Origin of the sequence: Psychrobacter proteolyticus (genome assembly GCF_039762275.1) — a bacterium.
GTDB lineage: Bacteria > Pseudomonadota > Gammaproteobacteria > Pseudomonadales > Moraxellaceae > Psychrobacter > Psychrobacter proteolyticus_C.
Genome location: NZ_JBDLOB010000004.1, coordinates 107,986 through 125,623, shown reverse-complemented (window position 1 = coordinate 125,623; position 17,638 = coordinate 107,986). Strand labels below are relative to the sequence as shown.

Annotated in this window: 17 protein-coding genes and 1 pseudogene; 15 read left to right on the top strand and 3 right to left on the bottom strand. The window is 42.3% G+C overall.

The annotated features are described in order from the left end of the window. The first annotated feature begins 5 nt into the window (after positions 1–5). The 3 genes from ABFV72_RS08335 (at position 6) to ABFV72_RS08325 (ending at position 3,967) form a co-directional block, all read left to right on the top strand. Positions 6–1,247, top strand: a complete 1,242-nt coding sequence (locus ABFV72_RS08335; protein ID WP_347163141.1) for a carboxynorspermidine decarboxylase — start codon at positions 6–8, stop codon at positions 1,245–1,247. Between the two features lie 297 nt (positions 1,248–1,544). Continuing rightward, entirely contained in the window at positions 1,545–2,819 is a 1,275-nt protein-coding gene (locus tag ABFV72_RS08330) for a saccharopine dehydrogenase family protein (RefSeq protein ID WP_102091503.1), read from the top strand. 353 nt (positions 2,820–3,172) lie between these two features. Next, a complete protein-coding gene (locus tag ABFV72_RS08325) occupies positions 3,173–3,967 on the top strand; it encodes a hypothetical protein (RefSeq protein WP_347163140.1) in 795 nt (264 codons plus the stop codon). Between the two features lie 119 nt (positions 3,968–4,086). Here the strand turns inward: ABFV72_RS08325 and htpX are convergent, their stop codons facing one another. Next, the gene (htpX, locus tag ABFV72_RS08320) at positions 4,087–5,001 is read right to left on the bottom strand and encodes a protease HtpX (RefSeq protein ID WP_347163139.1); all 915 of its coding nucleotides are present in this window, start codon (positions 4,999–5,001) and stop codon (positions 4,087–4,089) included. 221 nt (positions 5,002–5,222) lie between these two features. Here htpX and ABFV72_RS08315 point away from each other — a divergent pair, with 221 nt between their 5' ends. Further along, a complete protein-coding gene (locus tag ABFV72_RS08315; protein WP_347163138.1) occupies positions 5,223–5,555 on the top strand; it encodes a YnfA family protein in 333 nt (110 codons plus the stop codon). A gap of 108 nt (positions 5,556–5,663) precedes the next feature. On the opposite strand, the gene ABFV72_RS08310 is transcribed toward ABFV72_RS08315, so the two are convergent. Then, complete coding sequence (locus ABFV72_RS08310) at positions 5,664–5,786, bottom strand: hypothetical protein (protein WP_021815223.1); 123 nt, start codon at positions 5,784–5,786, stop codon at positions 5,664–5,666. Between the two features lie 393 nt (positions 5,787–6,179). Here ABFV72_RS08310 and ABFV72_RS08305 point away from each other — a divergent pair, with 393 nt between their 5' ends. From ABFV72_RS08305 to radA, 11 genes are all read left to right on the top strand, one after another. Continuing rightward, positions 6,180–6,800, top strand: coding sequence for a 6-pyruvoyl trahydropterin synthase family protein (locus tag ABFV72_RS08305; RefSeq protein ID WP_347163137.1), 621 nt, complete (start codon positions 6,180–6,182; stop codon positions 6,798–6,800). Next, entirely contained in the window at positions 6,800–7,330 is a 531-nt protein-coding gene (gene tsaE / locus ABFV72_RS08300) for a tRNA (adenosine(37)-N6)-threonylcarbamoyltransferase complex ATPase subunit type 1 TsaE (protein ID WP_347163136.1), read from the top strand. Before ABFV72_RS08305 ends, tsaE begins: the two co-directional genes overlap by 1 nt. Before the next feature lie 53 nt (positions 7,331–7,383). Further along, positions 7,384–9,180, top strand: a complete 1,797-nt coding sequence (mutL, locus tag ABFV72_RS08295; RefSeq protein ID WP_347163135.1) for a DNA mismatch repair endonuclease MutL — start codon at positions 7,384–7,386, stop codon at positions 9,178–9,180. 82 nt (positions 9,181–9,262) lie between these two features. Continuing rightward, the gene (miaA, locus tag ABFV72_RS08290) at positions 9,263–10,429 is read left to right on the top strand and encodes a tRNA (adenosine(37)-N6)-dimethylallyltransferase MiaA (protein WP_347163134.1); all 1,167 of its coding nucleotides are present in this window, start codon (positions 9,263–9,265) and stop codon (positions 10,427–10,429) included. A gap of 327 nt (positions 10,430–10,756) precedes the next feature. Beyond that, positions 10,757–11,284, top strand: a complete 528-nt coding sequence (hfq, locus tag ABFV72_RS08285; RefSeq protein ID WP_160022674.1) for an RNA chaperone Hfq — start codon at positions 10,757–10,759, stop codon at positions 11,282–11,284. Positions 11,285–11,503: 219 nt separating this feature from the next. Further along, positions 11,504–12,496 carry a KpsF/GutQ family sugar-phosphate isomerase gene (locus tag ABFV72_RS08280; protein WP_102094538.1) on the top strand — a complete coding sequence of 331 codons (993 nt, stop codon included), beginning with the start codon at positions 11,504–11,506 and terminating at the stop codon, positions 12,494–12,496. Positions 12,497–12,573: 77 nt separating this feature from the next. Then, on the top strand, positions 12,574–13,140 hold the full coding sequence (locus tag ABFV72_RS08275) for a KdsC family phosphatase (protein WP_191113695.1): 567 nt from the start codon (positions 12,574–12,576) through the stop codon (positions 13,138–13,140). Next, positions 13,137–13,721 (top strand): LPS export ABC transporter periplasmic protein LptC, encoded by a 585-nt coding sequence (gene lptC, locus ABFV72_RS08270; RefSeq protein WP_347163133.1) that lies wholly within the window; start codon positions 13,137–13,139, stop codon positions 13,719–13,721. Before ABFV72_RS08275 ends, lptC begins: the two co-directional genes overlap by 4 nt. A 158-nt stretch (positions 13,722–13,879) precedes the next feature. Continuing rightward, the gene (lptA, locus tag ABFV72_RS08265) at positions 13,880–14,368 is read left to right on the top strand and encodes a lipopolysaccharide transport periplasmic protein LptA (protein WP_179799007.1); all 489 of its coding nucleotides are present in this window, start codon (positions 13,880–13,882) and stop codon (positions 14,366–14,368) included. A 143-nt stretch (positions 14,369–14,511) separates the two neighbouring features. Further along, positions 14,512–15,222 (top strand): LPS export ABC transporter ATP-binding protein, encoded by a 711-nt coding sequence (gene lptB, locus ABFV72_RS08260; protein WP_379544987.1) that lies wholly within the window; start codon positions 14,512–14,514, stop codon positions 15,220–15,222. 378 nt (positions 15,223–15,600) lie between these two features. Continuing rightward, positions 15,601–17,037 carry a DNA repair protein RadA gene (radA, locus tag ABFV72_RS08255; RefSeq protein ID WP_102094543.1) on the top strand — a complete coding sequence of 479 codons (1,437 nt, stop codon included), beginning with the start codon at positions 15,601–15,603 and terminating at the stop codon, positions 17,035–17,037. A 161-nt stretch (positions 17,038–17,198) separates the two neighbouring features. Here the strand turns inward: radA and ABFV72_RS13100 are convergent. Next, positions 17,199–17,540, bottom strand: a pseudogene (locus ABFV72_RS13100) (septal ring lytic transglycosylase RlpA family protein); the annotation flags it as partial. Positions 17,541–17,638 lie beyond the last annotated feature (98 nt).

The following is a 17,638-nucleotide window of genomic DNA, read 5'->3' as shown; positions in this document are numbered from 1 at the left end:
CTATTATGAATGCAAAAAATCTAGAGAATTCTATCAACGCGGCATTGCCACCAACGCCTTACTACGTGCTTGATGAAGCGGCCATCGTTGCCAATATGAAAATCATCGCTAGGCTATGTGAGCTGTCTGGTGCAAAAGCATTGTTAGCACTAAAATGCTTTGCCACATGGGGCGTGTTTGATGTGATGCAGCCTTATCTGCATGGCACGACTTCGTCTTCACTTAACGAAGTCAGATTGGGCTATGAAACCTTTGGTAATAACGATGATGCCAGTAGTAGCGATAAAAAAGAAACGCATGCTTATAGCGTCGCCTATAGTGCAGATGAAATCCCTGAAGTGCTGAACTATGCGGATAAAATTATCTTCAACTCAATCTCACAGCTCAACGCTTTTAAAGCGCAAGCCGCCGCACAAAATATACCTGTAGGTCTACGACTCAATCCAAAAACCAGTAACTCGTCGTTTTTAATTGCTGATCCTGCACGTCCATTTAGCCGTCTTGGTGAGCACGATAAAGAGAAAATCGCAGCGGTACTTAGTGATATTACTGGCGTCATGATTCATAACAATTGCGAGAATGACAGCTTTGAAGCCTTTAGTGAAAGCTTGGCAGATATCGAATCTAGATTTGGTGATATTTTAGCGCAACTTGAGTGGGTGAGTTTGGGCGGCGGCATTCACTTTATCGCGCCTGACTATCCGCTCGAAAAGCTCGCCGACAGACTAAAAGTGTTTAGCGAAACTTATGGTGTACAAGTCTATCTTGAGCCAGGCGAAGCGAGTATTCACGGCGCAGGTACTTTGGTGACGACGGTGTTAGACACCATGCACAATCAAAAAAACCTAGCCGTCGTTGATGCTTCTATTGAAGCACACATGCTTGATCTACTAATTTACCGTGAGTCAGCACCGATTGCTGCGATTAACCATACAGCTGCCGATATTGCACCTATTGGTAATCCTGCAGAAGCTGCACCGTCTAAAGCTAATGCTGAGTCGGCAGACCATACCATTATCTATGGTCGTTCTTGCTTAGCAGGTGATATCTTTGGTGAATATGCATTACCGAGTAATCTTCAGATAGGTGATCAGATTGCCTTTGGCAATGCTGCTGGTTATACAATGGTTAAGAAAAACTGGTTCAACGGTGTCAACATGCCAGCGATAGTCATCCGCCGATTAGATGGCAGTATCGATATCCAGCGTGAGTTTGATTATCAAGATTATAAAGCTAGCCTATCTTAAGCCTTAGCTTTTAAGACTATGCTATTGTCGGGTATTTGTATTTTAATTATTAAAAAACAAATACTTAACCTGTATTAGTAGATATTTTGATATCTCTACTTTTTATACATATTTTTTACCGATAAGGGAATAAAAATTGTTATAATCGCGTCGGGCAAATAATGGAGTATTATTTGCCCGACGGGTGCGTGGGTTTTCCTCGGTCTTCCTTTTTAATTCACGCATATCATTCACTCGTTTCTGTTTTGCATAGCCGCTATCAATGGTATCGACAGGGACACAAAGGAGGATTGTTCATTGAACACAAACCAACAAGCTAAGCCTAACAAAAAAGACGTACTGATCATCGGAGCAGGCGGTGTCGCTCAAGTGGTCGCGCATAAATGTGCGATGCACAATGATGTACTTGGTGAGATTCATATCGCCTCACGTACAAAAGACAAATGCGATGCCATCGCTCAAAGTGTAAAAGAAAAAGACAGCTTTAAGCAGGCTGCGGTCTTGCATACGCATCAAGTCGATGCGATGGACAGCCAAGCACTCGTGCAGCTGATACAAGACACTGGAATACAAATAGTCATCAATGTTGGTTCGGCATTTATCAATATGACCGTACTAGAAGCCTGCATTGAGACAGGTACTGCCTACATAGATACGGCTATTCATGAAGACCCGCGTAAGATTTGTGAGACACCGCCGTGGTACAACAACTACGAGTGGCAACGTAAAGAGCGCTGTGCAGACAACAATGTCACTGCCATTTTAGGTGCAGGGTTTGATCCTGGTATGGTCAACGCTTATGCGCGTCTGGGCTATGACATGATGGATGCAGGATCTGTGACGGATATCGATATCATTGATATCAATGCGGGCAGCCATGGCAAATACTTTGCGACCAACTTTGACCCAGAGATCAACTTCCGTGAGTTCACCGGTACGGTTTACTCGTGGCAAGACAGCAAGTGGCAGTCTAACAAAATGTTTGAAGTCAAACGTACTGACGATTTGCCAGTTGTGGGTGTGCAAAACAGCTATCTGAGTGGTCATGATGAAGTACATTCATTGTCAGCCAATCTAGATGTACCAAATATTCGCTTTTGGATGGGTTTTGGTGAGCACTATATCAACGTCTTCACTGTCCTACAGAGCCTAGGGTTGTTGTCTGAGCAGCCAGTAATGACTGCTGAAGGCCAAGAAGTGGTACCACTAAAAGTCGTTAAAGCGGTACTACCAGATCCAAGCTCACTTGCACCGAACTATACAGGCAAGACCTGCATCGGTGACAAAGTTAAAGGCAAGATCAATGGCGTTGAGACTGAAGTGTTTATCTATAACGTTTCAGATCATAAAGATGCTTACAATGAAGTTGGTAGCCAAGGTATCTCTTATACCGCAGGCGTGCCACCTGTTGCTGCTGCGATACTAGTTGCGACTGGCGAATGGGATGCAGGCAAGATGGTCAATGTCGAAGAGCTAGATGCTAAGCCATTTATCAATCTACTGAATAAGATTGGTCTGCCAACGCGTATCAAAGATAGCGAAGGTGATAGAGCGCTTGAGTTTGATATTTAATTAGCAAACGTTATTTAGAAAAGCCTGTCTACTAGAGACAGGCTTTTTTATGTCTGGGTTTTTAATTTAATTTGATGAAGAAGTAGGAGGGGTTCTGCTAACCATTATTGTCTACCAGTTTGCTAGGGCAGCAGCTAATGTCGAGACAGATTGCTGCTATCATGCCACCTTTACAACCTAGCCGCTACTGTCAGGGCTAGCGGTGATATCTCATTCTTGCTACTATTTATCGTGGTTAGATATATTTAAATAAGTTTTGACTTGCATGCTTACAAGCGAGCTCATAAATTTACAACTATATATGATTTCTCGGTGCTCTGGGAGCAACCTAAGGCTAATATCTAAGGAAAAAAATGGAAGTTTATAAAGGAGTATCAGAAGAAAGTGATGCTAGATATCTTCTTTCTTATATAAATGACGTGCTGATTCCAGCGTCTGAAGAATTCTTTACGTTATTGAATCAAAACCAAGTCTTACTTCACCACGCTTTTTCTTTTAATACGATATTATCTCATGCGATAGACTACATGGTTTTTATTGCCAAGAAAGTTAATAAATCCTCAGGCAATTCAAGTGTCATCAAAAGAAAGGATTTTATATCTAAATTTGATGAAAAATATCATGTAGACGGATGTTCTCATATAAATAATAAGTTTAAATTGTTAGATGCTGTTAACAACTCGTTCAAGCATGTTGAATTAGAACAAAAAAGATATGCTGATTTAATAAAAATGTATGGTGATTTGAATTTCCATAACTTATCTGCTGACGATGGAAAGGTGTTTTTTAAGTCTCAACTATATAGCTTTGATTATTGCCGAGTAGTTATGAGGCCTATTGCAAAAATTTTCGATTGTAATATAAAAACGCATAACGACGTAGATGATTTTATCAATGGTAGGATACATGGTAGTTTTGGTTATGGTAATTTTCTCTATGAATATGAACCATACGATGCTATTGATAGAATGATTGATTTCTGTGACTCTGAATGTATTGATTGTGGTGAAATAGATGATAGATGTGATTGTGTTAGCTATATTTATGATCAAAAATCAGGTGAACGCTCACCCAATATAGATCCCAATTTTGATTTTAATGATGTAATGTCCAATATTAGTGGAACGCGTGTGTGGAGAAAGAAATAGGTTCAAAGAGTAGGATACACTTATGCACTAGATAAACGTTATAGCAGGCATAACTTATAGGCCATTAAATCGAACTATAGATTATGCCCAGAGTACATCATAGAACAGTAACCCAAAAGTTAGTCTTGATTAGGATTATATTTTCTCAACGCTGCAATACGGTCATCAAGCGTGGGGTGTGAGCGGAATAAATTTGCAATACTAAAGCCTTGAGATTGTCCAGACGAGATTGCAAATGCTTTCATACTCTCAGGCATTTGATCTGGTCTCTGTGCAGAAGGACGCAACGCATCAAGCGCACTGATCATTTTTTTGCGGCTTGCAAGTTTTGCGCCCATTTGATCCGCACGGAATTCACGTAAGCGTGAGAACCACATCACGATGGCAGACGCCAAAAACCCAAGCAGAATATCCATTACAATGCTGGTAACAAAGTAACCAACACCCGGCCTATCACTGGTATTTTTAAACACAGTACGGTCAACGAAACTACCAACAATACGTGCAAAGAACATTACAAACGCATTGACCACGCCTTGAATGAGGGCGAGGGTTACCATATCACCGTTCGCCACATGGCCAATCTCATGCGCCAGTACCGCTTCGACTTCGTCCTGGTTCATATTTTGTAGTAGACCAGAAGAAACCGCCACTAGCGCTTTATTTTTATTCCAGCCAGTCGCAAAGGCATTTGGCTGCGAATTATTAAAAATACCAACCTCAGGCATACCGATATTTACGGCTCGTGCTTGTTTGGCTACGGTATCGACTAGCCATTGCTCAGTAGCGGTGCGTGGAGATTCTATAACTACCGTACCAGTAGATCTTTTAGCCATCCATTTTGATATAAATAGCGACACCATCGAGCCGACCATACCGTAGATACCACACATAACGGCAAGGCTAATGTAGTTAAGACCACCTGCGCTGTGCACGCCGCCAATCCCAAAAAACCTCGATAAAATACCAAACACAATGCTAAATACCACAATCACTGCTAAGTTGGTTAATAAAAATAATCCAATACGCATCATGATGCTAACTTCCTATTTACAATGTCGGTATGGCCTCGATAGACGGTTATCTAAGAGGTTTGTTTGTTATGATAGATTTTACTGTGATTTTAACTGTCATGTCAGAAAAAATAGCTTTTTATAAGTGGTGACAGAGATAGGGTGATTATTTTGGGGAATGCCGTACAATACCTGGCTGGTCTTAGCAGATTAGAACAGTAGTAGACAAGGAGTAGTGATTTTTGACAGAATTAAGGACGGTTGGGCTATTTGCGCTTACTGCATTGGCTGAGATTGCGGGATGTTATCTGCCTTATCTTTGGCTGCGAGAAGGCAAGTCAATCTGGCTACTGATACCTAGTGCGCTGAGTTTGGTCGCATTTGTTTGGCTGCTGTCATTACATCCGACTGCTGCGGGCAGGGTCTATGCGGCATATGGTGGCGTTTATATATGTATAGCGATTTTATGGTTGTGGACGGTCAATGGTATACGACCAACCATGTGGGACATAGTGGGATCGATAGTGGCGCTATTAGGAATGGCGATTATTATGTTTGCACCGCGCGGAGCTTAATCAAAACCTAAGCTTAATTAAAGGCAGTGCTTAGCTAAAGGCCAATGACGAACCAAAAAAATACCAATCAAACGGTTAGGTTAGATTGGCATATTGATGTATAGATTATTAATGTTTGCCTAAAATACTACCATTGTCGTCTTTCTTGGCTTGTTTGGCAGCTTTCTTCTCTTTAGCAGTCAAAAGGGGCTTTTTCTTAACATTTTTCTTACTATCTTGACCTTTGCTCATAATCGTTTCCTTTTTTAGAGCACACTACTCTTGACGCCAAGTTAAGCGAATCTAAGACAGTGTGAATACAGCTAACATAGCTGTTTACTGAATAGAGTATAGGCTTAAGCTTTAGTAATAGATAGCGCTCGCACAATTCGTCTACGATTCAAGTAAGATTCAAATCGTTTATGGTTTTCGCTAAGTGTTCTTTGCGCAGAATGACGAGCAACCCCAATACGGTTAGTCCTAGTTCATCAATTGATTCGTTCAATCAATCATTGTATTAATAAGTGCTTACTTACGGATACATGGCGATTTGCTATAATGCGTCATAAACCGATTCATAAACGCGGCAAACTCTTATTTATTAACATTTAGCACCATAGTGCTTACTGTTTTGGTCAAATTATTATGCGTATTCGTAAACTATTCAAATTTGAAAATGCTCACATCGTTCGTAACTGTAGTTCTGAGCGTTGCAAGCACTCGATTCATGGTCACAGCTATCAGATCGAGCTGATCCTTGAAGCCACTCGTTTAGACCATGGGCAAATGGTCTATGATTTTGGTTTGCTAAAATCTTCCATCAAAGACATTATTGATAGCTTTGATCATGCCATTTGTTTTTGGAATAAAGATGATCCTGAGTATATCGCAGCGTGTAAGAAATTTAGCGCACGTTGGATAAGCTTGCCGGTATCACCGTCAGCAGAACAGTTTTCACGAGTGATATTCTTTTGGGCACAAGAAATACTACGTCAGACACAAATGCAAAATGGTGAAGCAGATGTCAGCGTTTACTCAGTGATTGCCCATGAAACCGCGACGGGTTACGCGCAGTGTTTTGCTGATGATGTTGCAAACGATCAAATGGGTAAGCTGGTTTTAGAGGACTTTGAATTCAGTGAGCAGGTTCGTGCTGAGTGGACTGACTCTGAGCTGTATGCCAAGCTGATACGCGGTGAAAGCTTTAACAATCCAACTGTGACCATGCAGGTACAGACAGAGCAAGTACAGGCAGGTTCAGTCTAATGTGGGATGGTCAATCTATAGAAAATGACAAATACTTAAAGACTCTGATACTAAACTCTGAGCAAGATACTCAATCATTGGCTGAGCAATTAGCGACATTGCCGCTAACAGGCAGCGTGTGGCTGGCTGGGGATTTGGGTGCTGGTAAAACGACACTAACGCGTTATTGGTTACAAGCGCTTGGTCATACAGGTGCGGTAAAAAGTCCAACCTATACCTTGGTTGAGCCTTATAGTATTCATCGAAAAGATGGTTCGACCAAGCCAGTCTATCATGCAGACTTATATCGTTTGCAAGATCCAGAAGAGTTGTCTTTTATTGGATTTGACGAGTATCTGGATGAGCCTGAGGCGTTAGTCATCATCGAATGGGCTAGCCGCGCTGATAGCTATCTGCCACCGCCTACGTTATTCATTGATATGACTCAAAGTGTAAGCGATGTTAACAACATTGAAGCTCGCCAAGTGCAGTTGAGAGTGTCAAAGGCAGGTCAAGCGCAGGGTTTGGATTTATCACAACTTATCATCTGAATGAATATCTAAATTATACCAATCGCTACTTTCCAAAAATATGACATCTATCAATGCCAGATAATTATCCTAATACCCGCATTAAAAAACTATCGCCGTTGCTGATCAATCAATTAGCAGCAGGTGAAGTGGTGACACGTCCAGCAGCAGTGGTCAAAGAACTGCTGGAAAATGCCATCGATGCTGGCGCGACCAATATTGAAGTGCGCATCACTCAAGGCGGTATGGGCCTGATTGAAGTGGTAGATAATGGGGTCGGCATTTATCCTGACGACATGGTCATGGCCATCACTCGTCATGCGACCAGTAAAGTTGCTGACGTTGCTAATTTGCATGGTATTACGACGTTGGGTTTTCGCGGTGAGGCGTTAGCGGCGATGGCTGCTGTCTCGCGTTTAACCTTAACCAGTAGTCATGATGAAAGCGGTATCGGTCGTCAATTACAGGTCGCTGGCGTATTAGATGACACACCGAAACTGTTACCAGTTGTCCATAACCGTGGTACAACGATCATCGTAAAAGACTTATATTTCAATGTGCCTGCCCGCCGTGGCAATTTGAAATCTATTGCTACTGAGTTCGGTCATATCGAGACCATCGTCCGAGAAGTCGCACTGGCGCGTGCCGATGTTGCTTTGACACTTTTTCATGACAACAAACAGCGGCTATCATTATCTGCAAGTGCTACGAGTATTAGTGGTAACAATGATAATAATAACATTCGCCTGCCACTGCCGCGGTTGGAACAAGCGACTGGTATGGCATTGACAGATAATGCATTAGCAATATCGATAGATTTGTCGAGTTTGGTACAGTCGTCTGTAGCGTACGATGATAGCAATGTTAATCAGGCAGCGATTAGTGGTTGGTTATGGCCATTGCATCATGAAAAATCTGACTTACCAAAGCTGATTTATGTAAATGGCAGACTGGTAAAAGAAGCATTGATTAGCAATCAGATACGTCAACTGGCACAAGGTGCGCAGCTAGCAGGTATGGGGTATGCACTGTATTTTGATTTACCAACTCAATGGTTAAATATCAATGTGCATCCATCTAAACAACGTATCAAAATCAGTCCGTTGAATAATATTATGGCGCACTTAGGCCATACAGTTCGTGCGCAGTTGAAAACGATCGATGTAGCTAAGTTTGGGTCTGCATCTGCATCTGCGTCCGTAGCGACGACCGAAACTGACAGTCAATACAAATCTACGGAACGGGTAAATAACAATGCTTCTGAAGGTCGTTCGTCTGAAACGCCCATCTCAAGTAGTCAGTCTAGCAATAACCAAAGGCAGAATAATCAAGTAGAATCTAATAAGCAGTCTTATCAGACTACTGCAAACCAATCATCTTCAAATAATCCTTCATTGCAAGAGTCAGTGCGATCTTATATCAATGAGCGATCAGACCAAAGTAACAACAGTAACAACAGTAACAACAGCACGTCATATTATTCTGATAGAGCAGCTACCTCTGCATCTTTACCAATTTGCTTAGATATTATTGAAAACGTAGAGACTATTGGTATTGACTTAAGCACAGATGATAAAAAGCTACCTTGGCTGTTATTTTATCACCAAGGGCAGTGTGTATTGATAAGTGCTAAAGATTGGCAGTTTAAAGTAAGCCAGTTATTTGAGTCACTTGCCTCTAGTCAGCAAGTATTCAAAAAAGATAGATTACCAAACAAGGCTACTGATTTTAATCAGCAACTTATAATGGTCAATGCGCAAATGTCTGCGCAAGATTCAATGGTTTTAGTGAATGATCTTACTGAAATAATCATGAACAATGCTATCAAGACGATAGATAGCTATCGCTTAGTGAATCTAATGCTATCCTGAATATCTGAAAATAATTACAACATCTTAAAGCAGTTAAACCAATTGATATCTGAGTTATCCATATATTATGAAAGGCCACTTTATGCAAAATTCGTCTGATAGCATCTCTCACAAGCTGGCGGATAATAGCGTGGTTTGTCTTATGGCACCAACTGCTAGCGGCAAGACGTCACTGGCGTACGAGCTATACGATACAGGTCGTTTTGAATTAATCTCAGTGGACTCAGCGCTGATATATCGTGACATGAACATTGGCACAGCCAAGCCAACAGCGGCTGAGCTGGCGCGTTATCCACATCATTTGGTCGATATCATTAATCCTATGCAAAGCTATAGCGTGGCTGAGTTTGTCAGTGATGTTGCTCGTCTCATTGACGAATGTCATAGAAATGGCAAGATACCACTATTAGTAGGTGGTACCATGATGTATTACATGGCGCTACTCGATGGATTGTCTCCTGTGCCCGATAGCGATGACAGCGTACGGGCGCGCGTAGAGCAGTGGCGTCAAGAGGAAGGTATTAGCGCTCTATATGATTATTTGGGGAGTATAGATTCTATAAGTCACGAGCGATTGAATGCTACTGATACTCAGCGTATCACGCGAGCAGTTGAGGTCTACCTACAAACACATATTCCAATAAGTGACTGGCAGCGCAAGCCAAAGCAAGCATTGGCACATAATCCGAATCAGCAGTGGCACGCGCTATCGGTAATGCCAGATCGTCTATGGCTACATGATCGTATCGAACAACGCCTAGATATCATGTGGAATGAAGGGCTGGTGACTGAAGTCATAGACTTACTAAAAAAGTATCCGCTCACGCCTAATATGCCTTCGATGCGATGTGTGGGTTACAGGCAAGTACTAGAATACTTGGTGCATATTGATCATCCGATATTTGATGAGACTCATCTGGATAAAGCTCAATTTTATGAAGCTTTTGGAAAGCATACAGCTGTCAACGGAAAAAAAGAAATCACAGATAACGTTGCTCAGTTAGTTGCTCAACCAAACATGGCTAGCCAAGAGACCGAGGCGCTTGCTTGTCAGGAAATGCAAAATAAGGCATTATATGCTACAAGACAGCTAGCAAAACGTCAGTACACATGGCTAAGAAAGGTAATGCAGTTGCCCAGTGCGTCATCAAATGGAATAGCAGAATCTGAGAACAAGGCTGATACTAGCAGTCGTATGATATTACAAACGTTTGAAACCATGGTCGAAGCACAAGAGTACTTGTCTTAAAGTGTAATAATAGCTAACACAATTAGTTTCAAAAATTGACATAGATAGCTGTTATAATTTGGCTCAGTGCTTTGAGCATTGTTATGATGTCTGGTCTATAAACTTTTGTAGACAGAAAGTATTAACGAAACAACTAGTTACTTAATTATTTACAATAATAACGTATTCGCGATAAAGTGGAATCACTTAAGAGCAACGAATATTTATTTAGATACGTTTTATAAAGAAAACACCTTATTGTATCTACCTTTTAGCCATTATAATTAAATTAACACTTAAAATAATTGGCACTCAAAACATAACTATATAATATTTAGGAGAGATTTCATGTCAAAAGGACAAACTTTACAAGATCCGTTCTTGAACTCGCTGCGCAAAGATCGCATTCCTGTCTCTATTTTTTTGGTAAATGGTATTAAATTACAAGGCCAAATTGAATCATTTGATCAATATGTCGTTCTCTTAAAAAACACAGTGAGCCAAATGGTATATAAACATGCCATCTCAACAGTAGTGCCAGCGCGTAACCCGCGTAGTAGTACGACGACAGGTACAAGTGCTCAGCCTCAGAGCGCAGCACCGACTGGATATCAAGGCGGTGGCTTTGAACGTGGTAGCAACCCTGCTGCTGGCGGCTTTGAAGAACGTGGTTTTGCATCGAGTCGCAGTGGATTCAATCGTGGTGGTTTTAGCCAAGGTCAGGATCGCGGCTTTGAACGCGGTAGCTTCGGTCAAGGTCAAGAGCGCGGATTTGAGCGTGGTGGTTTTGGTCAAGATCGTGGGTTTGATGCCACAGCAGATAATACAGGCTTTGAAGATAAGCCAAACGATGGTTCTAATGATAGCAATAGCTAACGTATTGCCCTAATCGAGCGTGTTGTCTGAAAAAAATATTAAGACATGATTTATTCGTTTAAAACCTGCTGATATAGTGGGTTTTTTTTGTATAGATAGCAGCAAGCTCTTTATTCAGTATGAAGCACTATATTAGTGTAGATTTTGTAGACCATTACTAATATGAAACATAGTGTAGTAAAATAGAGTATTGATTCATTATAAAAATAGAGCGGATTCATGAGTGATACCAAAAACAACTTAACCCATGAGCAATTTATTACCACTGCTATTGAGGCCATTAATACAGAGATATCTGCGTTAGCACTGCTAACAGAGCAGATTGACGACAGATTTGCACAAGCATGTGACATCATTTTGACTTGCAAGGGTCGAGTGGTAGTCACGGGCATGGGTAAGTCAGGTCTAATTGGACGCAAGATTGCAGCGACTTTTGCCTCAACTGGTACGCCTGCTTTTTTTATGCATCCTGGTGAAGCGGGACATGGCGATTTGGGTATGCTTGTGAAAGGTGATGTGCTGCTTGCTATTTCAAACTCAGGTGAGTCAGATGAAATCAAGATGCTACTGCCAGTTGTTAAGCATCTAAATATTCCTCTTATCAGTATCAGTCGTGATAAGCGCGGTATGTTGCCACGAGCAGCTGACATTGTATTGACGCTCGGTCAGTCGCAAGAGGCTTGTCCACTTAATCTAGCGCCTACCTCCAGTACGACGGCTACTTTAGCGCTCGGAGATGCGTTAGCGGTTGCTTTAGTGCATGCACGTAATTTTACTTCTGAAGATTTTGCATTATCGCATCCTGCTGGTGCCTTGGGTCGTCAGCTATTGACGCGTGTCGAAGATTTGATGCATACCAATTCAGAAAACTTGCCTTTGATTCATCAGCAAGCCCCATTGCAACAAGCTTTATTTACTATGTCTGCCGGACGATTGGGCATGACAGTAGTGACTGATGATAACAATAAGGTCGTCGGTGTGTTCACAGATGGTGACTTGCGCCGAGGGTTAGAGAAAGGCATCGATCTACAAACGCCAATGCATGAAGTAATGGTCAGTAATCCACGCCATATCAGTAAAACGATGCGTGCGTCAGATGCGCTAAGTGTTATGAATGAGAGTGGTATTAGCCAGTTATTAATTATTGATGATGAAGATCGTTTAGAAGCTATTATTACTGTGCATGATTTGCTGCAAGCTGGGGTCAAATAAGGTTTGTGAGTTGCCGTTGAAATAGTTAAGCTATATAGAATAACGCTTCGAAAATAAATATTAAAAAGAGACAAATAATGCAGGACTTGATACAGAAAGCCGGACAAGTAAAACTATTGGTCATGGATGTTGATGGTATTTTATCCAATGGTCAAATTATCTATGATGCCAATGGTGTTGAGACCAAAGCATTCTCCGTACAGGATGGTGTGGGTGTTAAGTCGTTAGCGCGTTACGGTATTTTGACAGCCATTATTACTGGCCGTAGTAGTGCGATGGTAAACAAGCGCGCAGCAGAAATGGGCGTCAACCATGTAGTGCAAGGACGTGATGATAAATTAATTGCGCTAAACGAGCTGCTGTCCTCTCTAGATCCTGCCCTGAATATCACTGCTGCCGACTGTGCCTATATGGGTGATGATTTACCAGACATTAAGGCGATGCAAACAGTAGGGTTTGCGGCCACCGTACCTAACGCGCATGCTGAAGTTATCAAGCGCAGTGACATGGTAACGACTCGTACTGGCGGTACTGGAGCGGTGCGCGAGATATGTGACCTTATTTTAAAAGGTCATGGACATTATCAAGACTTTATCGCGCATTACACGCTTGATGAGGCGCAAACTCAGGATAACCAGTCGTGAATACACGTGTCTTAATTGTATTAGCCTTAATTATTGCCAGTATCGCGGGTTGGTTTTTTCAGCAGCAAGGCGACGTAACGCCGCCAGTCAATATTGAAACGACAGATGTCGATTATGAAGCCACTGATATCAAAGCCGTGCAGACGAATGAGCAAGGCGAAACCGAATACGAGCTTACCGCTGAGTCTTTGACGCATAATCCTGAGACCAATCAGGATGAAATGTCAGGCATTACCATGAATTGGGAGCCATCTGCAGAGCAACGTTATCGTATTCAAGCGGGCAGTGCAGCCATCAGTCAACAGACAGGGGAGCTTAGTTTATCAGGTGGATTTACACTGGTGAGCGAAGGCAATAAGAGTACCCCTGATATCGAACCGATAAAAGTGACTGGTAGTACGCTAAAAGGTAATACGAAATCAGGCAAAGTATACAGTGATGCGCCTGTAAAAATCGAACAAGGCATGAATCGATTTGAAGCCTCTAGTATGACTGCCAATCTTGAGACGGGTGAGTATGAATTTGGCCAAGTGGCTGTTGCCTTTTCTCCATCTGAACGCCAAGATAAAGCATTGTTTTAATCAAAGTATTTCTTATTTACTGTGTCAAAAAATAGCAGCTAGCATAAAGTTTGCAAATCCTACCACCTATTATGAAATGAGTTATTTATATGAAACTTAAATTTTTGCCTACTTTACGCGCATCATTACTCTGCTTGCACAAATTGCGCGCACTGCCAATGGTGATGTTATTGGCGCTACCGTTATATAGTCACGCGTTGCCATCAGATTCTAATCAGCAGATTAAACTGCTAGCGGACAAAGCCACTTATAGTGAGCGTACAGGCGTGACCAGTTATGCAGGTAATGTCATTATTACTCAAGGTACTTTTAAGATGACGGCCGATAATATTACGGTCAATCTTTCTCAGCAGCGTAGCATTAACTCAGCGGTAGCAACTGGCCGTCCAGCGACTATGCAGCAAGTAGTCACGCAAGAGAAAGGCTTGGCAAAAGGGCAGGCTAATAAGATTGATTACAACGCAGTGTCTGGGATTATTACGCTAACTGGCAATGCAAAACTGGTTCAAAATGGTGCAAGCTTTGCTGGTAACGTCATTCGTTATAGCCTAAAAGCAGGTGATGTTGAAGCAACCGCTGGTGGTAATCAGCGCGTTGAATTGGTATTCCCGCCTAACAATGGTACAAACCAAAGTGGCGTACGTTAATCCAAATAAACAGGCTATGAGTAAATAAGTCTGCCTTTAGCAATGCTTAAATTTTGTGAAAGTAAGAGTAAGTTATGAGCGATGATAAAAATCTAGACCTATCGGCATCAAATACCAATACGGCGCCTGTCGCTCGATTGACTATGCAAAATTTAGGCAAGCGCTATGGAAAGCGTTGGGTAGTCAAAGACGTTTCATTTTCTGTTGAGCAAGGTCAAGTCGTTGGATTGTTAGGCCCTAACGGTGCTGGTAAAACAACTAGCTTCTATATGGTGGTGGGGCTGGTCAATATGGATAAGGGCCGCGTTACGCTAGGTAAAATGGATTTATCTAAATACGCAATGCACGAGCGTGCGCGTGCGGGTATCGGCTATCTACCGCAAGAGGCATCAATCTTTCGTAAACTGTCTATCGAAGATAATATCTTAGCTATCCTACAGACTCGTACAGAATTAAGTAAAGCTGAACAGCAGCAAGAGCTTGAAAAGTTGATTGGTGAGTTCCATTTAGAACATGTGCGCAAGTCTCAGGGTATGAGCGTGTCAGGCGGTGAGCGTCGACGCTGTGAGATTGCGCGAGCATTAGCCGCTGATCCTAAGTTTATCTTATTGGATGAGCCTTTTGCAGGGGTAGATCCTATCTCTGTTGGTGATATTAAAGACGTTATTTTGACATTGAAAAATCGTGGCATTGGCGTTTTAATTACTGATCACAATGTCCGAGATACATTGGCTATTTGTGAAAAGGCTTATATCGTATCAGAAGGCGCTATCATTGCAGAAGGTACTTCAGCTGAAGTGTTAGAAAATGATTTAGTAAAATCTGTTTATCTAGGTAAAGACTTTCAAGTATAAGTGAGAGCGTTAAATCCCTTATCTCATACTCTATTTTATATAGTGCGCTCAAAACAAAAAGGTGCCGTTAAAGTAGAGTTATGCTGGTATGGATTTTCCTTACTTCCTATGCATTCTGCGTTCCAAACGCTACGTAAAATTCATACCAACAATTTTGTATTTTCTGATTAACTAATAGAGCTGGCTAAAACTATTTTATATAGAGCTTATAAGCCAGTTACTACTTATATCTACAATTAACACCATCCTCTTTCAAGTACAGCTTGCAAAACCAATGGCTGACTTATCATAATAAATATTTTTGAATCAGCGCCTATAAAGCGTGACAGTACTTTCTTCATTATTCTCGATTGATCCTCTGAATAAGGCTTATAAGCTATGGCAAAAAATAAAAGCAGCTATGTCTGTCAGCATTGCGGTGCGCATTTTGGTAAGTGGGCTGGGCAGTGTACGGATTGCGGGGAATGGAATAGCTTGGTCGAAGCTCCAAATGTCAGCATGCCACATCACAATAAAAGCACCGCGAAGCCTAATAACGCACGAGCTGCTACTCGTGGTACCAGTGCACCAGCTGGTAACTATTCTGGCACTCACAGTGCTGTCATGCCGCTTAATGCAGTAAGTGTGACGCTCGACACGCGCCTACCAACCGGTATCAGTGAGTTTGATCGCGTACTCGGCGGTGGACTAGTGGCAGGTTCTGTGGTGTTAATCGGTGGTGATCCGGGTATTGGTAAATCAACTATCTTGCTGCAAACGGCGACCAATATGGCACGGGCGGATTCACTGGCAGGTAGTGCACTATATGTGACGGGTGAAGAGTCACTTGCACAGGTGGCTATGCGAGCCAAACGTTTAGACTTGCCTGCTGATAGACTGCGTGTACTGGCCGAAACTAACGTAGAAACTATCTGTGCTGCATTAACGCAAGAGCAGCCAGCCATTGCTATTATTGATTCTATTCAGACTATTTATACGGATGCTATTAACTCTGCACCAGGTGGTGTCAGTCAGATTAGAGAGTCTGCAGCGATTTTGACGCGTTATGCTAAGCAAACGGGAACAGCGCTATTTTTAGTAGGACATGTAACCAAAGAAGGTACACTAGCAGGTCCGCGAGTATTAGAGCATATGGTTGATACCGTACTTTATTTTGAAGGTCAGTCTGACTCGCGTTTTCGTATGATTCGTGCGGTCAAAAATCGCTTTGGTGCGGTTAATGAACTGGGTATCTTTGGCATGACTGATATGGGGCTCAAAGAAGTCGCCAATCCATCAGCGATATTTTTAAGTCGTTATGACAAACCTGTTGCGGGCTCTGTAGTAATGGTCAGCCGTGAAGGTACAAGGCCGTTACTAGTAGAAGTGCAGGCCTTGGTAGATGACTCACAAGGTTCGCCTAGAAGGATGGCGCTGGGTCTAGATTTTCAGCGTTTATCCATGCTATTAGCAGTGATGCATCGTCACGGCGGGATCCATACCAGTGGACAAGATGTCTATGTCAACGTCGTTGGTGGCGTCAAAGTCATAGAGACAGGATCTGATTTGGCCGTACTGTTGGCCTGTGCTTCAAGTATTAAAGAGAGAGCGTTACCATCTTCATTAGCAGTATTCGGCGAAGTCGGTCTATCTGGTGAGATACGCCCAGTACCTAATGGACAAGAGCGCCTGAAGGAAGCGATGAAACATGGGTTTAAGCATGCCATCATTCCAAAGGCCAATGCACCTGCCAAGGATGCGCCTCAGTTTAAGGGTATCAATGTGATTGCTGTTGAGCGACTCGATGACGCTATTGAAAGCGCATTTGAGTTATAAAGTACATAGGACTAATAGCACTTTGTTTTGAGTAGTTCAGTCGCCAATATTAGCCTAGAGCGATAAATATGAACCATCAAAAAAGCCTAACTAATGATTAGTTAGGCTTTTTTGCTATATGGGCTAGTAATATTATTGGTCTTTAAAACTGATACCTAAAATTAAGGTCCTGCAACGCGCTCGATAGCAACGTTGCCCACGCCTTTGCTCGTAATACCGAGTTTTTTGGCGGCACCATAAGATAGGTCTAATACACGGTTACCATGGAACGGGCCACGATCGTTCACTTTTACCACTACACTTTTGCCATTGGTCTTGTTAGTGACTTTGACATAGCAGTTCAATGGCAATGAGCGATGCGCTGCAGTTAAACCGTTCATGTCAAAAGTTTCGCCACTGGCAGTCTTGCGACCATGAAACTTACGACCATACCAAGACGCGAGGCCCGTTTGCTTAAATTTGCTGACAGAGTTAGAGGCAACAGCTGTTAGACGCTCTAATACATCTTCATCATTGGTAACTTGTGTCGTATCGTTGGCTAACAATGAGCTGCTAAGTGCCAATGAAGTCGGCTGACGGGCTGACTTTACCAAACTTGATG